This is a genomic window from Edaphobacter acidisoli (assembly GCF_014642855.1).
In the GTDB taxonomy this organism is placed as follows: domain Bacteria; phylum Acidobacteriota; class Terriglobia; order Terriglobales; family Acidobacteriaceae; genus Edaphobacter; species Edaphobacter acidisoli.
On the sequence record NZ_BMJB01000001.1, the window covers coordinates 1,242,963 to 1,260,832 of the forward strand.

Genomic DNA, 17,870 nt, shown 5'->3' on the forward strand with positions numbered 1-17,870 from the left:
GGAAACAAGAGGAAAGAATGCCGGAAACGCCTGTCCAGAAGCCTGTTGCCGATCAAAGCCCCGCCCAGCCCGCTAAGGCCCTGAAGTCAACGCTAAACCTGCCACAAACGCCCTTTGCCATGAAGGCGAACCTGCCCGTCAACGAGCCCATCCGCCTCGAATCCTGGCAGAAACAGGACCTCTACGGCCAGATTCGCGCCGCCCGCGCCGGCGCCCCCAGATACATCCTCCACGACGGCCCTCCCTACGCCAACGGAGCCATCCACCTCGGCCACGCGCTCAACAAGTGCATCAAGGACTTCGTCGTCAAAACCAAGACCATGGCCGGATTCGACGCCCCCTACGTCCCCGGCTGGGACTGCCACGGCCTGCCCATCGAGATCAAAGTCGACGAACAGCTCGGCCGCAAAAAGCTCGAGATGGACCCCATCGCCGTCCGCCGCGCCTGCCGCGAGTACGCGCAGAAATACGTCGATCTCCAGCGCTCGCAGTTCGAACGCATCGGCGTCTTCGGGCGCTGGAACGACCCCTACCTCACCATGTCGTTCCAGTACGAAGCCGCCATCGCAGAAACCTTCTACGACTTCTTCGAAAACAACTTCGTCTACAAGGGCCTCAAACCCGTCTACTGGTGCATCCACGACCGCACCGCCCTCGCCGAAGCCGAGGTCGAGTACGAACAGCACACCAGCCCCAGCGTCTACGTCCGCTACAAGCTCACATCCGACCCAACCGCAATTTCACCAAAACTGAGTGGTCAGAACGTCTATACCATCATCTGGACCACCACCCCCTGGACGCTTCCCGCATCGCAAGCCGTGGCCTTCAACCCAATCCTCGACTACGTCGCACTCAAAAACTCCGACGGCGCCACGTACATCGTCCTCGCCGACTTGGCCAAACAAACGGCCGAAGCCTGCGATCTCGACGCCACCGAGATCGCCCGCTTCAAAGGCTCCGCGCTCGAGCACACCACCTTCCAGCATCCATTCCTCGACCGCCAGGTCCTCGGCGTAGTCGCGCCCTACGTCACCGCCGAGCAAGGCACCGGAGCCGTCCACACCGCCCCCGCCCATGGCGTCGACGACTTCTACACCGGCAAGCGCTACAACCTGCCCGAGATCCAATACGTCGACAACGCCGGCCGCCACCGCCACACCGCGCAGCACGGAGGCCACGCCGCACAGCCCTACGAAGACCAGACCGTCTTCAAATCGAACCCCACCATCATCGAGGTTCTCCGCGAAAAAGGCGCGCTCCTCAGCGCCACCGAGTTCCAGCACTCCTACCCACACTGCTGGCGCTGCCACAACCCCGTCATCGTCCGCGCCACCGAGCAGTGGTTCATCGGCATGGAAACCCCGATGTTCACGCCCGAAGGCGCAGAGACCACCTTCCGCCAGCGTGCCCTCGACGAGATAAAAAAAGTGAAGTGGGACCCCGCCTGGGGCGAAGAGCGCATCTCTAACATGATCGCCACGCGCCCCGACTGGTGCATCTCGCGCCAGCGCATCTGGGGCGTGCCCATCGCCGTCTTTCTCTGCGAAAAATGCGGCACCCCACTCAACGACAAGGCCATCAACAAGAGCATCGTCGATCTCTTCCACAAAGAAGGCGCCGACGCCTGGTACACCCACGACGTCTCCGCGCTGCTCCCAGCAGGCACAAAGTGCACGTGCGGCCACACCGAGTTCCGCAAAGAGATGGACATCCTCGACGTCTGGTTCGAGTCCGGAGCAAGCTGGCACGCCGTCGTCGAGCAGGAGCCAACGCTCCGCCCCATCCCCGTTGACCTCTATACCGAAGGCGGCGACCAGCACCGCGGCTGGTTCCACTCCTCACTGCTCTGCGCAGTAGGAATGCGCGGCATCGCGCCATACAAAATGGTCGCCACCAGCGGCTGGACGCTCGACGAGCAAGGCCGCGCCTTCTCGAAATCACTCGGCAACGGCGTCGATCCTGTAGACATCGCCAAACGTCTCGGCGGCGAGATCGTCCGCCTCTGGGTAGCATCGGTAGACTTCCGCGAAGACGTAGCCGCCAGCGAAAACCTCATGCAGCGCGTCAGCGACAACTACCGCAAGCTGCGCAACACGCTTCGCTTCCTCCTGAGCAACCTCAGCGACTTCGATCCCGCAACGAACGCAGTCAAAGACTTCGCGAAGCTCGAACCTTTAGACCAATACATCCTCGCCAAGCTAGCGCAGCTCACCGAAAAAATCCGCACCGCCTACGACGAGTTCGAATTCCACCGCGCCTACCACGCGCTCAACGAATTCACCAACACCGACCTCAGCGCCCTCTACCTCGACGTCTTAAAAGACCGTCTCTACACCTTCGCGCCAAACCACCCCGCCCGCCGCAGCGCCCAAACCGCCCTCTGGCGCATCGCCGAAACCCTAACCCGCCTCATCGCCCCCATCCTAAGCTTCACCGCCGACGAAGTCTGGCAACTCCTTCCGAAGATAGAGGGCCGCGAACCCAGCGTCCACCTGGCCCTGTTTCCTAACCCCGAAGACTTCGTTACAGCAGCCATGAAAGAGGAGTTGCTGACGGAATGGCAATACCTACTGGGAGCACGTACAGCTACTCTCGAACAGCTCGAGCATCTACGGAAAGCCGGATCGATTGGTAAAGGCCTAGATGCTGCCGTTCAGATCGAATCGATGGCTTCTTACGTGGGAATTTTAGAGAAGTATCAATCTGCCTTACCTGAGCTTTTCAATGTTTCCTCTGTTTCAATAAATGATCTCGGGATTCAAGGCGGAGCCGCTGTTAGCTTCAAAGGAGGCGGTGTTTATAGGCCAATTGTTGAACGGGCCACCGGAACCAAGTGTGAACGCTGCTGGCGCTACACCTCCGACGTAGGCAAGGAAGAAAAATACCCCACCGTCTGCCTGCGCTGCGCAGAAGCCCTCACCGCCATCAACTTCCCTCCGTACTCATAGACCACGGAGAGCAAAACAAGAGGGCCAAAGGCCCGACTCATACCAGCCTGGGGCGAAGCCCCAGGTCAGAAATAAAAGAACCAGAGGGCTGAAAGCCCGACTTATAGATTCCGAAGAGACGCACTCAATGACCACCAGCGCCCCAGGCCAGCACAAGACCACCGACAAACGCCCCGTCCTCTTCCTCATCGCCGCGCTCGTCATCCTGCTCGACCGCCTCTCGAAGCTCTGGATCATCCACCACATCCGTCCCGGCTTCGCCATCACGATCATCCCGCGCGTCTTCCGCCTGACGCACGTGCTCAACACCGGCGCGGCCTTCTCGCTCTTCGCCGACTCGCTCTCACCCCTCGTCGTCCGCGACTCGCTCGTCGCCTTCTCGATCATCGCGGTCATCATCGTAGGCGCACTGCTCTGGCGCATGGGCCGCGAGATCACCCTCACCGGCATAGCCCTCGCGCTCATCCTCGGCGGAGCGCTCGGCAACCTCTACGACCGCCTCGTCTACTCCTTCGTGGTCGACTTCCTCGAAGTCCACATCATCCACTACCACTGGCCCGACTTCAACGTAGCCGACAGCTGCATCGTCATCGGAGCCTGCCTCCTCCTGATCGAAATCTTCCACCCGCAACCAACCGACAACTAGCTGCCTTCATGCCTGACCAGATCACAATCCGCGGAGCCCGCACCCACAACCTTAAGGGCATCGACGTCGACATCCCGCACAACGCCCTCACGGTCGTCAGCGGAGTCAGCGGCAGCGGCAAATCTTCCCTCGCCTTCGACACCGTCTATGCCGAAGGCCAGCGCCGCTACGTCGAATCGCTCTCCGCCTACGCCCGCCAGTTCCTCGAGCGCATCGAAAAGCCCGACGTCGAGCACATGGACGGCCTCGCCCCCGCCATCGCCATCAAACAAAAAAATCAGACCCGCAACCCGCGCAGCACCGTAGCCACATCCACCGAAATCTACGACTACCTCCGCCTCCTCTATGCACGCTGCGGCACCGTCACCTGCCTGCACTGCGGCGGCATCGTCAAGCACGACACAGTCGACGAGATCGTCGCCTCGCTTTTTGCGCTGCCAGAAGGCACACGCGTCTACGCACTCTTCCCCATCGTCCGCACCGAAGTCAAACTTGAACCGATGCTGGCAGCATCCACCGAAGCAGTCACCGAGGAGTCCACACCCAAACCAAAAAAGTCCGCCGCAAAAAAATCCGCTTCTAAGAAATCGGTGGAATCGGTGTCATCGATGTTAAGTCTTTCGGTCTCCGACTCCCTCAAAGAGCGCCTCACCGAACTCCGCCGCCGTGGCTACAACCGCCTCTATCAAAACGGCAACGTCGTCGAATTCTCCACCCCCGAATCCCTCCTCGAACTCGACTTCACGCAACCAATCTTCGTTTTAGCTGACCGCCTCGCCCTCAGCACCGACATCCGCTCCCGCATCGTCGACGCCATCGAGACCGGCTACCGCGAGTCCGGCGAAATCCAATTCCACACCGTCCCGCGTGAAGAGAACGAGAAGCCGCAGAACCTCCGCTTCTCCGCAGCCTTCGAGTGCACCACCTGCCACCGAGCCTATCGCGAGCCCGAGCCACGCCTCTTCAGCTTCAACAATCCCTACGGCGCGTGCCCACGCTGCCAGGGCTTCGGCAACACCATCGACTTCGACCCCAACCTCATCATCCCCGACAAATCGAAGTCGCTCGCCAACGGAGCCATCGCCCCCTGGAACGGCGCCAAGTACCGCCCGCACCACGGCGAGATGATCCGCGCCGCCAAAGCCGCAGGCATCCCCACCGACGTCCCCTGGTACGATCTCACACCCGAACAGCAGCGCTTCATCGAAGACGGCAGCGGCTCCTTCCCCGGCATCCGCGGCTTCTTCGCCGCACTCGAGCGCAAAAAGTACAAACTCCACGTCCGCGTCTTCCTCTCGAAGTACCGCGGCTACGCCCTATGCCCCGACTGCCGCGGCCAGCGTCTCCGCGCCGAAGCCCGCGCCGTCCTCATCAACAACCGCAACATCTGCGAAGTTAGCGCGCTCACTATCTCCGAAGCGCAGCAATTCTTCGACTCGCTCAACCTCTCGCCCGCACAAACCGAGATCGCCGGCAAGATCCTCGAAGAGGTCCGCCAGCGCATCCATTTCCTCCACCAGGTCGGCCTCGACTACCTCACGCTCGACCGCCTCAGCTCCACACTCTCCGGCGGCGAATCCCAGCGCATCCAGCTCGCCACATCACTCGGCTCGCGCTTAGTTGGCGCGCTCTACGTGCTCGACGAACCCTCCATCGGCCTCCACACCCGAGACACCGCCAAGCTCATCCGCATCATGAAAGACCTGCGCGACCTCGGCAACACCATCCTCGTCGTCGAGCACGACCCCGACGTCATCCGCGCCGCCGACCACCTGCTCGACCTCGGCCCCGGCGCCGGCGAGCTCGGCGGCCAGCTCCTCGCCTCCGGCACCGTCGCCGAAGTCACACGCAATCCCAACTCCATCACCGGAAAATATCTCTCCGGACGCCTCACCATCCCAGTCCCCAAACACCGCCGCGAGCCCAGCCGCGAGCGCCTCAAACTCACCGGCGCGCGCATCCACAATCTGCGTGGCGTCGACGTCGAAATCCCGCTCAACATGCTCGTCTGCGTCACCGGAGTCAGCGGCTCAGGCAAATCCACGCTCGTCCATCAAGTCCTCTACCGAGCCCTCACGCGCGCGCTCAATCAGGACGGCCAGCCCGAAGGCGACCCCACCTACCTCTACCGCGAGCTCACCGGCACGCACCACCTCAACGACGTCGTCCTCGTCGACCAGTCCCCCATCGGCCGCACTCCGCGCTCCAACCCCGTCACCTACATCAAAGCCTTCGACGACATCCGCGCCCTCTTCGCCGCGCAGCCCGACGCCAAACGCCGCGGCTACGGCCCCGGCCACTTCTCCTTCAACGTCCCCGGCGGCCGCTGCGACGTCTGCGAAGGCGACGGCACCGTCACCGTCGAGATGCAGTTCCTCGCCGACATCGAGCTCCCTTGCGAAGAGTGCGGCGGCACGCGTTACAAACCCGCCATCCTCGACATCAAGTACAAAGGCCGCAACATCCACGACGTGCTCAACATGACGGTGAAGGAAGCGCTCACCCACTTCGCCGGCCATCCCAAAATCGTCGACAAACTCTATGTCCTCGACGAAGTCGGCCTCGGCTACGTCCGTCTCGGCCAATCCGCCACCACACTCTCCGGCGGCGAAGCCCAACGCGTAAAACTCGCCGCGCATCTTGCCACCGCTCGCGCCAACACCTCACGCACCGGCAGCGAAGCCGCAGCCCGCGCCCGTTCGCGCACGCTCTACATCCTCGACGAGCCCACCACCGGCCTCCACTTCGACGACGTAGCCAAACTCCTCGCAGCCTTCCGCAAGCTCATCGAAGGCGGCGGCTCACTACTCGTCATCGAACACAATCTCGACGTCATCAAATCTGCCGACTGGGTCATCGACATGGGCCCCGAAGGCGGCAGCGCCGGCGGCCAGATCGTAGCCATCGGCACACCCGAAGAGATCGCCGCCAATCCAGCCAGCCACACAGGCCACTGGCTCGCCCCGGTTCTCGATCTCAACGCACCAAAACCGGAGCCAGAGCTTCAGACCACCGCATAACCAGACCGCAGCATCGCTGCGCGCTCACGCCCGTCCCGCAAACTCCCGCGTCTCGGTCGACACCTTCACCTTCTCGCCTTCCTTGATAAACAGCGGCACGCGAATCTCCAGTCCCGTCTCGAGCTTCGCCACCTTCGTCACGCTGCCGCTCGACGTATCACCCTTCACGCCCGGCTCCGTCTCCTTCACATCCAGGTCGACAAACACCGGCAACTGCAGCCCTATCGGATTGCCGTTGTACTTATGCACCTGAATCAGAATCCCCTCAATCAAAAAATCCCGCGCATTTTCGATCATCGCGTCGTTCAGCGTCAGCGTCTCAAAGCTCTCCTGGTCCAGAAAGTGATGGCCACTGCCATCGCTATACAGATAGGTCGCCTCCACCAGCACCAGGTCCGGCTCCTTAAATTTCTCGCCCGCTTTAAATGTCTTCTCGAAAACGGCACTCGTCAGCAGATTGCGCATCTTCAGTCGCACCAGCGTCTGTCCGCCGCGAGCCGTAGGAGAACTCACCTCAGCGTCCATGCAGTAGAACGGGGTATTTTCAAACTCAAAAACCATCTTGCGCTTCACATTGATCGCTTCAATCAGTGCGGCCATACACTCCTCAGAAAACCAGTAATCACTGCCACATTCAAGTATAGGTGTTCAACCAACAAGGCACACCCTCACTCGATCACACGCAATCACACAAACGAAAAGGCACGGCCATAGCCGTGCCACTCTTTTCTTCTCAACCTCAACTACTGAATCGGCGCGAACGTCACCAGCACCGCAAGAAACGTCAATCCGAAGCAAATCACCAGAAACATAAACCACTCGTCAATCCACGATCCCGAACCATGCGACGCACTCATCGAGCATCCTCCTGCTCAAATGCTAACTGAGAATGCTCCAACGAACAATCAAAGTTCCGAAGTTCGCATCGGGAATCAACCGAGCCGCTCACCCCACTGGCGCAAACGCCACCAGCACCCATACAAACGCCACGCCAAACAGAATCAGCAGCAGCAGCCACCACGTGTCCCACCACGTATCACAACAGTTCTCAAAGCTCTTCTCATCCGCGCCTTGTTCCGGATCAAATTCCGTCATCGCAAGCACCTCGATTCCGCCTGATACTTCGCGCCCTATGGCCCAGGGCTGGCTTGATCGCGCTTCGCGGTCCCTTCTCTTGCCTCCATCCATCCGCGCAGAATCACCACCGCGGCGACCTGATCGATTAGATGCTTCCGATCGCGCTTCCCGTGACCTGCCTCATCCAGAATCTCGTGCGCCGCCACCGAACTCAGCCGCTCATCCCAAAGATGCACCGGCAGCCCCGACCGCTCCCGCAACTCCGCGGCAAACTCCTGCACCTTCTTCGCCCACGCGCTCACGTCGCCCGAAAGATGCAGCGGATTCCCCACCACAATCTCCGTAACCTCATGCTTCCGCACCAGCCGCATCAGGCTCCGCAAATCCTCGCCGCGCCCTTTTCGCCAAAGCGTCATCAAAGGCTGCGCTGTATACCCCAGCGGGTCTGAAAGCGCCACGCCCACGCGCACCTTCCCCACATCCAGCCCCATCACCCGTCCGCTCGCCATACCCCAAGTCTATGCGAGCCTCCACTCCACGCGACGCCACATCGCCGCCGAAAATTTACAACAATCAGACATCTTCCTGACAACACTCCTTCCACCAGCAGCCTACCGTGACTATGCACTGCACACGCACAAGCCTTAAGGAGGCTAGACATGCAACGACACCAGACTTCTCCCCAAGTCGGTCTGCTCGGTCTGCTCGCCTTGATCGCGGCAACAGCAGCCCTCCCCGCACGCGCAGCTTCGTTTATCGGCGGGTTCAGCACCATCACCATACTCAGCTCCACCATCCCCACCAACGGCGACGTCAACCCATACGGCGTAGCCCTCATTCCCCAGTCCAAGGGCAACCTCGTCGCAGGCAACTTCCTCATCAGCAACTTCAACAATGCCGGCAACCTGCAAGGCACCGGCACAACCATCGTGCAGATTACGCCCAGCGGCTCCTTCAGCCTCTTCGCACAAATCGATCCCACCACCACCTCCTGCCCCGGCGGAGTCGGACTCACAACCGCTCTCGTCGTCCTGCGCAGCGGCTTCGTCGTCGTCGGCAGCCTGCCCACAACCGACGGCACCTCCGCGACCATCGGCTCCGGTTGCCTGATCGTTCTCAACAGCACAGGCCGTGTCGTCAAAACCATTACCGGCAACCACCTCAACGGCCCATGGGACATGACCGCCGTTGACGGCGGCCAGCTCGCAGCCCTCTTCGTCACCAACGTGCTCAACGACACCGTCAAGGCAGGCGGCAAAGTCGTCCATCACGGCACTGTCGTCCGCATTCTCCTCGGCGACTTCGACGACGCTGCGCCCCGCGTACTCGACAGCACCGTCATCGCCGATGGCTTCTCCGAGCGCACCGACCCAGCCGCGCTCGTCATCGGCCCCACCGGCGCAGCGTTCGATGACTCAACCGGAACCCTCTACGTAGCCGACAGCTTGAACAACCGGATTGCCGCCATCCCCAATGCCCTCTTCCGCAACTTACCATCGCACGGAGGCGTCACGGTATCGCAAGGCGGAGCGATCAACGACCCACTCGGCCTCGCCCTCGCTCCAAACCACGACATCATCACGGCCAACGGAAACGACGGCAACCTCGTTGAAACCAATCCCAGCACCGGCCAGCAGGTCGCAGTCAAGCTCGTAGACAACTCAGGAGGCCCTCCCCCAGGAGCAGGCGCATTGTTTGGCATCGGCGTAACCTCCGCCGGAGTCTACTTCGTAGACGACGCCACCAACACCTTCAACCTCCTGAATTAGGCAACTTTTCCACAGCCGTTCCCTTGACGCGCCTGATATCCTGAATTTAAGGAAAAGCTGAGCGAAGCCCGGTCACTCTGGCCGGGCTTCCCCGCTTAACCACCACAAAGTACCGCGACTTATAACTTTTGTTTTGAATACTTTGGTACTTAAGTACGGGGAGGGGGTACCCCACTGATGCGTCAGTCGCCAGACCGCCAGAGCCACCGGAACTCCACCCCGCCGAGACCCCGCACCCGGCTCCTCGCCCTCGCGTTTTCCACAGCCCTGCTCGCCGCATCTCCGCTCTACGCCCAACTCCCCGCAGGAGCCATCGACACCACCTCCCAGCCCCAACCCGCCGCGCAGGACCCGCTCCGCGCCCAGGCCACCGAAGCCCTCGACCACCAGGACTACTCCACCGCCCTCAAGCTCCTCACCACCCTCTCCGAAAAGAACCCAACCGACGCCCACATCCTCTACGACCTCGCCTCCGCCCAGGACGCGCTCGACCAGACCTCCACCGCCGAGCAGACCTACCGCCGCTCCATCGCCGCCGACGCAACCTACTTCGATCCCCACCTCGCCCTCGGCCTCCTGCTCGCCCGCGAAGGCAACCTCACCGACGCCCGCGCCGAGCTAGCCAGCGCCGTCGCGCTCAAAACCGACAATCAGGCCCTCAAAGCCCACGCCTACCGGGCGCTCGCCCGCATCGATCGCACCGCGCGCCCAGCCGACGCCAGCGCCGAGCTCCTCAACGCGCTCAGTCTCTCCCCGGAGACCCCGGATGACATCCTCCTCTCCGGCGAGATCGCCGAGTCCTCCGGGGACCTCGCCGCCGCCGAATCCGCCTACCGCCGCCTGCTCGCTACCGACCCCGCGAACACCCAGGGAACCGCCGCCCTCATCCATATTCTTATCCGCGAGAAGAAGCCGTCCGACGCCGAAACCCTCCTCACCGCCGCACTGAACAAGACCCCCAACGATCCCACGCTCAACGCCCAGTTAGCCAGTCTCTACGAGTCTCAAAACCAGCCCGAAAAGGCACTGCCTCTCGCGGAAAAACTCCACTCCGCCAACCCAGCAGACCCGAACCTCACCCGCCTGCTCGCCCGCCTCTACGCCGAAAACAGCCAGTTCGACAAGGCCGATCCCCTCTACGCCGCCCTCATCTCAGCCAATCCCTCCGACCCGACCCTCGTCACCGACCGCGCCGACACCCTCATCCACCTCAAAAACTTCAGCGAAGCTGAATCCATCCTCAAGGCCGCCCTGGCCAGACCGTCCGCTTACTCGAACAACAACGATCTTGCCTTGGCAGCCAGTCACTTAGCCTTCGCCGCCTCGGCCAATAATGACCCAACTACCACCTTGCAGGCGCTCCAGGTTCGTGCTACAGTTCTGCCACCGTCGCCATCGAGTTTGTTCCTCGAGGCTACGGCGTACGACAAACTAAAACAGGTTAAACAAGCGTCTAACCTGTACAGGCAATTTCTCTCCGTGGCTGGAGGCAAATATCCGGACGAGGAGTGGGAGGCCCGCCACCGCCTCATCACCCTCGATCACATGCACTGATCTGACGCTCCTTCGAGGTGCGTTATGAAGTCGATCGCAAGAACGCCCGCGCTCATCCTCGTACCAGTTCTCCTGCTGATATTTGCCCCCCGAGTCTCCGCCGCCAGCATCGACGAAAACCCGCCCGACCCACAAACATTAGCCCAAATGGAACTCCGCGCTCAACAAGCCAATCCGCGTGACCAATGCTACCTCTACGCCGAACTCATTCACTCCATGACCGACGTAGCAGTCCACCAGATTGCCAACGGAGACGACGACAAAGCCGCCCTCACGCTCAAGCAAATTAGTCACTACGCACACCTGATCGAATCAAGTCTGGCAAAAAATACAAAGCGCCTCAAGAACGCAGAGATCCTGATGGACCGCACAACAACTCACCTCACTGAAGCCCTGCACTTTACCTCAGGAGATGATCGAGCCAACTTGCAGGCAACACTCAAGCAGCTCAACGGAGTTCAGAACCAGCTCCTCGACCAGGTCTTCAACCACTAATTACGCATGTCCTTACGCTCTGCTCTCAGCCTCGCGCTCGTCTCCTTCGCGCTGCTTCTGTTTCCGCATCGCGCATGCGCGCAGGACGACGATCACTCGCTCACTCAGGGAGAAATAGAAGAGCTTCGCGACGCCGCTTACTATCCGCAACAGCGAGTCGAGCTCTTCATCAAGCTCCTCGATCAGCGCGTCAAAGCCATTCAGGACCTCTACGCTCATCCGCGCAAGCCCGGACGCGAAGACGACACGCACGATCTGCTCAACCAGTTCAACTCCATCGCCAACGAGCTCGAAGACAACCTCGACGACTACTCGAACGACCACCGCGACATTCGCAAGGCTCTTCCCAAGCTCCTCGAAGCCACCGAGCGCTGGTCATCTGCCATCAAGTCGCCACCTGACGACGAGACCTACAACGTCTCCCGCAAGCTCGCGCTCGAGACCATCCGCGACGTTCACGACGACGCAACCGGACTCGTCGAAAGCCAGAAGACTTGGTTCAAAGACCATCCTCCACCGAAAGCAAACAAGACCGGCGAGATCGACATCCCTCGCTGACGCGCACGCTCTTCGCAGCCATGCACCCTGATAAGGTAAGCACAGGAGAACCTCTGCATGGCGCAGCAACGCAGCTCGAAGATCGACCGACGTAAATTCCTACTCGCCGGAGCAGCAACCGGAGCAGCCCTCGGTCTCGGCAACACCGCCACAGCAACGCCAGCGCCAGCTGCACCCTCTCAACCCAATATCATCCTCTTCCTCTCCGACCAGTTCCGCTGGGACTTCCTCGGCGCAAACCAGCTCAACGGCTCCGCGCACACGCCGAACCTCGACGCACTCGCCAACAGCGGCACCCTCTTCACGCACGCCGTCACCAACCAACCCGTCTGCGCACCCGCTCGCTCCGTGCTCTTCACCAGCCGCTTCGCCACCGAGACAGGCGTCTGGCGCAACGGCCTTCCACTCAGCCAGACACTCCCCACGCTCGCAGGCGAACTCCGCAAATCCGGTTACACCTCGAACCTCATCGGCAAATGGCACCTCGCCCCGCACACGATAGCCGAAGGCGGTGGTCCCGGCTTCGTCCGTCCCGAATACCGCGGAGGCTTCCTCGATCTCTGGGAAGGCGCAAACGAACTCGAGCACACCTCGCATCCCTACTACGGCTCAATCTGGGACGGCGACGGACACGAGATCACCTACAAGGACGAGTACCGCGTCGACTTCATCACCGATCGCACCGAGCGCTTCCTCCGCCAGAAGCACACGAAGCCCTTCTTCCTCTTCGTCTCGCAGCTCGAACCTCACCAGCAGAACGACATGCAGAACCGCATCATCGGCCCCAACGGCTCAGCCGAGCGCTTCGCTAACTCCTACGTCCCGCCCGACCTTCGCAACCTCCCAGGCAACTGGCAGCAAGAGCTACCCGACTACTACGGCGCCGTCGAGAGCATCGACAACTCAGTCGGCCGCATCATGAAGACGCTCGACGAACAGGGTCTAGCCTCCAACACAATCTTCGTCTTCATCAGCGACCACGGCTGCCACTTCGAAACCCGCAACAAGGAGTACAAGCGCAGCGTCCACAACGCCTCATCGCGCATCCCGCTCATCATCCACGGCCCCGGCTTCGAGACACCGCAACGCATCAACCAGATGTGCGGCATCATCGACATCGCTCCAACACTCCTCGAAATCGCAGGAGCATCCGCTCCCTCCAGCATGAAAGGCCACAGCCTCGTGCCACTCATCCGTGACCAGAAAGCCCGCGCCGCGTGGCCCAACCAGCAGTTGCTTCAGATCAGCGAGTCCATGACAGGCCGCGCCATCCGCACACCGGACTGGACCTACTGCATCGCCGAAATCACCGGCACTACCAACCAGCCTGCCTCACCGGTCTATCAGGAGTATCAGATGTATGACCAGCGTAACGACCCATACGAACAAACCAATCTGGCTGGCCGCAAAGAGTTTCGCAAACAGGCAGACGAACTCCGCGAGCAACTTAAAAAACTCCTGACCTACGCCGGTGAACCCGAACCCGAGATCCGTCCCGCGAAACTCTACCCATAAAAAGACTCATTTAGAACCATCAAAACTCCCCGAAGTAGACTCTGATACAAGCGCCACATGTAGATGTTATGACCGACATCTGCACGTGGTCCTTCTACGTTGAGCCGCATGAGTATCCCTTGCGTCACCGTTCGTGCTCCGACTCGGCACAGAGCCTGCTCCTCAAAAAATTACGCTCTGATCGAAGCATTGGCTGAGACAAGTTTTCATTTTTTAGTATATTGAATAATAATTTTGCAAATGAATACTGCGTGGCGCCAAAAGCCTCTTTGACGCGAGCCGCGATGAAAGACAACCTAATATCAGGAGTGAAGCCACATGCATTCTGAACAGAACAGTCTATGGACACGCCGCCAATGGCTCACCAAAGCTCCTGTCACCGCACTTGCTGGAGCCGCCGCAGCAGGCATGTTGCCCGATCAGGCCGTGGCTTCACCCTTAAGCTCTCACTCTAACAACGACTTCGGAGCGCGCGTCTACAACGTGCGCGACTTCGGAGCAAAAGGTGACGGCGTCTCCATCGACACCGCAGCCGTGCAACGCACCATCAACACCTGCGCCCAGGACAACGGAGGCATCGTCCTCATCCCAGCCGGTCGCTTTCAGATCGGCTCCGTAGAACTCAAGAGCAATGTAACCCTGCGCATCGCGGCAGGCGGCACACTACTGGGCAGCGCCGACGGCAAGCAGTATCACGCTGTCGATGCCATTCCACTCAGCGGAGACACCACGCTTGTCGACGGCAACTGGGCACTCCTATACGCCGTGCACGCGAAGAACGTAACCATCGAAGGCCCGGGCACAATCGACGGCCAGGGCTATCAATTCCACTCGCCCGTGCGCGGTCAGCTCCCTCCCAGCGGCATCGGCGGAAGCAAGCGTCCCTATCATGTCCTGGCATACCAATGCGAAGGTCTCACCATACGCCACCTCGACCTGATCGACTGCGCTTATCACAGCGTCCGCGTCATCGAGTCCAAACGCGTGCACATGGACAGCCTCTACATTCACAACCGCGTCAACGGCAACAACGACGGCTTCCATTTCATCAGCGCACAATACCTCACCGTCAGCAACTGCATCGTGCTCTCACAGGACGACGCCTGCGCACTCTTCGGAAGCTGCCAGTACGTCACCATCACCAACAGCACCTTCAGCACACGCTGGTCCGTCTTCCGCTTCGGCGGCGGACAGGTGAGAGATATCGCCATCTCCAACTGCGTGCTTCATCAGGTCTACGGCTGCCCCATCAAGTTCCAGGGCAATCCCGGCTCAAGCTACGAAAACATCTCTTTCTCCAATCTTGTTCTCGACGACGTGACCGGTCCCATCCACGTAGGCGTTGGTCCGCGCGCGCCGCGTCACACTCCGCCCGGCACGCCAGTGCGCGACGATATGATGACCGCGCACTCAGGCGAATCCACCACCCCTGCAGTCCTGCGCAATGTCTCCTTCTCGAACATCCACGGCACCGTCACAACAAACCCGGGCCAAATTGACGAGTCCCGAGTCACCAGCAACGCAAACCCCGGCGAAAAGCACTCCTGCATCGTCTTCAACTGCGTTGGCGGCGCAACGATGGAGAACGTCTCCCTCTCGGACGTCCATCTTACCTTCGGCGGAGGCGGCACAGCCGAGGACGCAGCCCGCCGCGATCTTCCCGAGTTCGCAGGCGAGTACTTCATGCTGGGACCAATGCCCGCTTACGGACTCTACGCTCGAGGCGTTCGTGGCCTCACCATCTCAAACGTGCGCCTTCAGGTCGCGTCACAAGACCTTCGCCCCGCCGTCATCTTCGACAACATTACCGACTGCTCCGTCATGGGCCTTAGCATCGATGCCGACGCAAAGGCAGAGTCTGCCTTACGCATCATCAACAGCCAACAGGTGCTGCTCACAGCCCCTCGCGTGCTGACCGAAACCAAAGTCTTCCTCGCAACCGAAGGCGCTCGCAGCAAAGGCGTCATCGTAGATGGCGGCGACCTGGCCCTCGTCACAACACCAGTAACGTTCAACAGTGGCGCGTCACCAGAAACAGTAAAGCTTCGCAGCTAATCACTGCGAAGCTCACTCTCTAAGCCAGATATCTCTCGTACGGTCTCGACGTCAACCCGCAACAACGATCTCCGAGAAGTCAGCGATCCCGGAAAAATCTCCCAGCACACGCTGCAACAAGGCGAGCCTGTTTGCCCGCACCTTCTCATCCGGAGCCATTACCATCACAGCATCGAAGAACGCATCTACCTGCGGCCGCAGCGTAGCAACAGCCTCCAACGCGCCTTCATAATTCTTCTCCGCGCCCAAGGACTTTACGCTCCCGGCAAGTTCTTCAGACCGCGCAGCCAAAGCCTTCTCCGAAGCTTCCGTCAGAAGAGCACCATCCACATTTGAGCCCACGGCAATTCTCTTCTCTGCCGCCTGCGCCAGAATGTTCTTCATCCGCTTGAACGCCGCCGACACAGCCTCAAAGTCCGACGAACCGCGCGCTGCGGTCACAGCCTCCGCCCGCGCAATCGCATCGCGCACATCGTCTGCACCAGCCGCCAGCACAGCCTTCACCACATCATAAGCCTGTCCCTTCGCCTCGCGGAGGTAGAACTCCAATCGCTCCACAAAAAACGCGCGCACCTTCTCAGCAAGTTTCTGATCACCACTCGCAGCACTAGTTGCGATTTCGCGCAAACTCAGAGGCAACGCCACTCCACTCTCAGCCAGAATCTTCACAATGCCATTCGCCGCCCGGCGCAGAGCAAACGGATCCTTCGACCCCGTCGGCTCCATCCCCAGTCCGAACATTCCGGCAATCGTATCAGCCTTGTCCGCCATCGCCAGCACCGCACCCTCAACTGTGCGGGAAACAGAATCCTCCATCGACACCGGCTTGTACTGGTCATAGATCGCATCGCTCACAGCAGCCGGATATCCCTGCGCCCGCGCATACAAACCACCCACAATGCCCTGTAGCTCGGTGAACTCCTTCACCATGTCGGTCGTCAGATCAGTCTTCGACAAGCGCGCAGCCTCAACAGCAGCATTCACATTCAAGCTGACTCCGCCGTCTGCAGCTTTCATAGCAAGCAACCGCACCAGTTCTGCAACCCGATCAGCCTTCTTTGCATAGCTACCGAGGTCCTTCTGAAAGGTCACATGCTCCAGCAGAGCAACGCGCTCCGTCAGCGGCACACGCTGATCAAACTCCCAGAAGAATCGCGCATCATTGAACCGCGCCCGCAGCACACGCTCATTTCCATGCCGAATCACCGCAAGCCCAGCATCATCGGCCTCCGTATTCAGAACCGCTAGAAAGTGCGGAGCGAGCTTTCCACCCACGTCTTCCACCGCAAAGTACTTCTGGTGGTCGCGCATCACCGTCACCAGCACTTCTTCCGGCAACACAAGATACTCCTTCTCAAACCCACCCAAAATCACCGAAGGCCACTCGGTCAATTGCGTCACCGTCTCGACCAGCTCTTCATCCTCACGCCACCGCGCGCCAGCAACCGTCCGCGTCACAGCATCAAGAGCCTTGCGAATCTTCTGTCGCCGTACCTCGACATCGGCCACAACAAACGCCTTCTGCAAAGCGCTTTCATAAGCGCCCGCACCAGCCAGCGTGATCCCCTGCTCACCAAACAACACACGATGCCCATACGTCACCGCGCCAGCCTCATGCCCACCAAAGCTCACCGGCACAACATTCGATCCCAGCAGCGCGACCATCCACTGCACCGGCCTCACAAACCGCTCGGGCCTGCCAAGTCGCCAGTACATATTCTTCGCCCAATAAATCCCGGCAAGCTCCTTCGGCATCTCCGCAGCAATCACCTCCGAAGCCACGCGCCCAACCTTCACCGCCGTCGCCGCAATATACTCACCTTTGGGCGTCGAAACCTTCTCCAGATCCTCAACTGCAACACCCGCCTTCTTCGCAAACGCAAATGCCGCCGGAGTCGCCGCGCCATCCTTATACGCAACCTTCACCGAAGGCCCCAGCAGTTCCTCGGCAACATCCTCCTGCCGCTCCGCAACACCCTCTACCCAAACCGCAAGCCGCCTCGGCGTAGCAAAGCTCTTGCTCTTCGCGCCAGCCGCCACCAGCCGCTCACGCTCCAGCATCTTCACCACACGCTCAGCCAACTCCGCCTGCGCCCCGGCAATCATCCGCGCCGGCACTTCCTCCAACCCAATCTCAAAAAGAAAATCAGCCATTGTCTCTAACTCGTCTCTCGCTCAAACAAAAAAGTCCAAGTGTCCATCCATCTCAGCTTCATCTGATGGGTGGGCAACA

General features: G+C 60.4%; 13 protein-coding genes. 9 read left to right on the plus strand and 4 right to left on the minus strand.

What is annotated here, in order from left to right; translation table 11 throughout:
• Window positions 1–17 precede the first annotated feature (17 nt).
• From ileS to uvrA, 3 genes are all read left to right on the plus strand, one after another.
• Window positions 18–2,948, plus strand: coding sequence for an isoleucine--tRNA ligase (gene ileS / locus IEX36_RS05030; RefSeq protein ID WP_188758189.1), 2,931 nt, complete (start codon window positions 18–20; stop codon window positions 2,946–2,948).
• A gap of 127 nt (window positions 2,949–3,075) precedes the next feature.
• A complete protein-coding gene (gene lspA, locus IEX36_RS05035; RefSeq protein ID WP_188758190.1) occupies window positions 3,076–3,594 on the plus strand; it encodes a signal peptidase II in 519 nt (172 codons plus the stop codon).
• A gap of 8 nt (window positions 3,595–3,602) precedes the next feature.
• Window positions 3,603–6,614: an excinuclease ABC subunit UvrA gene (gene uvrA / locus IEX36_RS05040; RefSeq protein ID WP_188758191.1), complete on the plus strand. Its 3,012-nt coding sequence runs from the start codon at window positions 3,603–3,605 to the stop codon at window positions 6,612–6,614.
• 24 nt (window positions 6,615–6,638) lie between these two features.
• On the opposite strand, the gene efp is transcribed toward uvrA, so the two are convergent.
• The 3 genes from efp to ruvX form a co-directional block, all read right to left on the minus strand.
• On the minus strand, window positions 6,639–7,214 hold the full coding sequence (gene efp / locus IEX36_RS05045; protein WP_188758192.1) for an elongation factor P: 576 nt from the start codon (window positions 7,212–7,214) through the stop codon (window positions 6,639–6,641).
• A 345-nt stretch (window positions 7,215–7,559) separates the two neighbouring features.
• Complete coding sequence (locus tag IEX36_RS05050) at window positions 7,560–7,709, minus strand: hypothetical protein (protein ID WP_188758193.1); 150 nt, start codon at window positions 7,707–7,709, stop codon at window positions 7,560–7,562.
• A gap of 35 nt (window positions 7,710–7,744) precedes the next feature.
• Window positions 7,745–8,200 carry a Holliday junction resolvase RuvX gene (gene ruvX, locus IEX36_RS05055; RefSeq protein ID WP_188758194.1) on the minus strand — a complete coding sequence of 152 codons (456 nt, stop codon included), beginning with the start codon at window positions 8,198–8,200 and terminating at the stop codon, window positions 7,745–7,747.
• A 150-nt stretch (window positions 8,201–8,350) separates the two neighbouring features.
• Here ruvX and IEX36_RS05060 point away from each other — a divergent pair, with 150 nt between their 5' ends.
• The 6 genes from IEX36_RS05060 to IEX36_RS05085 all read left to right on the plus strand — a co-directional run bounded on the left by IEX36_RS05060 (window position 8,351) and on the right by IEX36_RS05085 (window position 15,637).
• The gene (locus tag IEX36_RS05060; protein WP_229668723.1) at window positions 8,351–9,460 is read left to right on the plus strand and encodes an NHL repeat-containing protein; all 1,110 of its coding nucleotides are present in this window, start codon (window positions 8,351–8,353) and stop codon (window positions 9,458–9,460) included.
• Between the two features lie 177 nt (window positions 9,461–9,637).
• A complete protein-coding gene (locus tag IEX36_RS05065; protein WP_188758195.1) occupies window positions 9,638–11,014 on the plus strand; it encodes a tetratricopeptide repeat protein in 1,377 nt (458 codons plus the stop codon).
• A 24-nt stretch (window positions 11,015–11,038) separates the two neighbouring features.
• Window positions 11,039–11,509, plus strand: coding sequence for a hypothetical protein (locus IEX36_RS05070; RefSeq protein ID WP_188758196.1), 471 nt, complete (start codon window positions 11,039–11,041; stop codon window positions 11,507–11,509).
• Between the two features lie 6 nt (window positions 11,510–11,515).
• Window positions 11,516–12,067, plus strand: coding sequence for a hypothetical protein (locus IEX36_RS05075; RefSeq protein ID WP_229668724.1), 552 nt, complete (start codon window positions 11,516–11,518; stop codon window positions 12,065–12,067).
• A gap of 57 nt (window positions 12,068–12,124) precedes the next feature.
• Window positions 12,125–13,582 (plus strand): sulfatase-like hydrolase/transferase, encoded by a 1,458-nt coding sequence (locus IEX36_RS05080; protein ID WP_229668725.1) that lies wholly within the window; start codon window positions 12,125–12,127, stop codon window positions 13,580–13,582.
• A gap of 318 nt (window positions 13,583–13,900) precedes the next feature.
• Window positions 13,901–15,637: a glycoside hydrolase family 28 protein gene (locus tag IEX36_RS05085; RefSeq protein ID WP_229668726.1), complete on the plus strand. Its 1,737-nt coding sequence runs from the start codon at window positions 13,901–13,903 to the stop codon at window positions 15,635–15,637.
• A 51-nt stretch (window positions 15,638–15,688) separates the two neighbouring features.
• Here IEX36_RS05085 and glyS read toward each other — a convergent pair whose 3' ends face one another.
• Complete coding sequence (glyS, locus tag IEX36_RS05090) at window positions 15,689–17,791, minus strand: glycine--tRNA ligase subunit beta (protein ID WP_188758197.1); 2,103 nt, start codon at window positions 17,789–17,791, stop codon at window positions 15,689–15,691.
• Window positions 17,792–17,870: the final 79 nt, after the last annotated feature.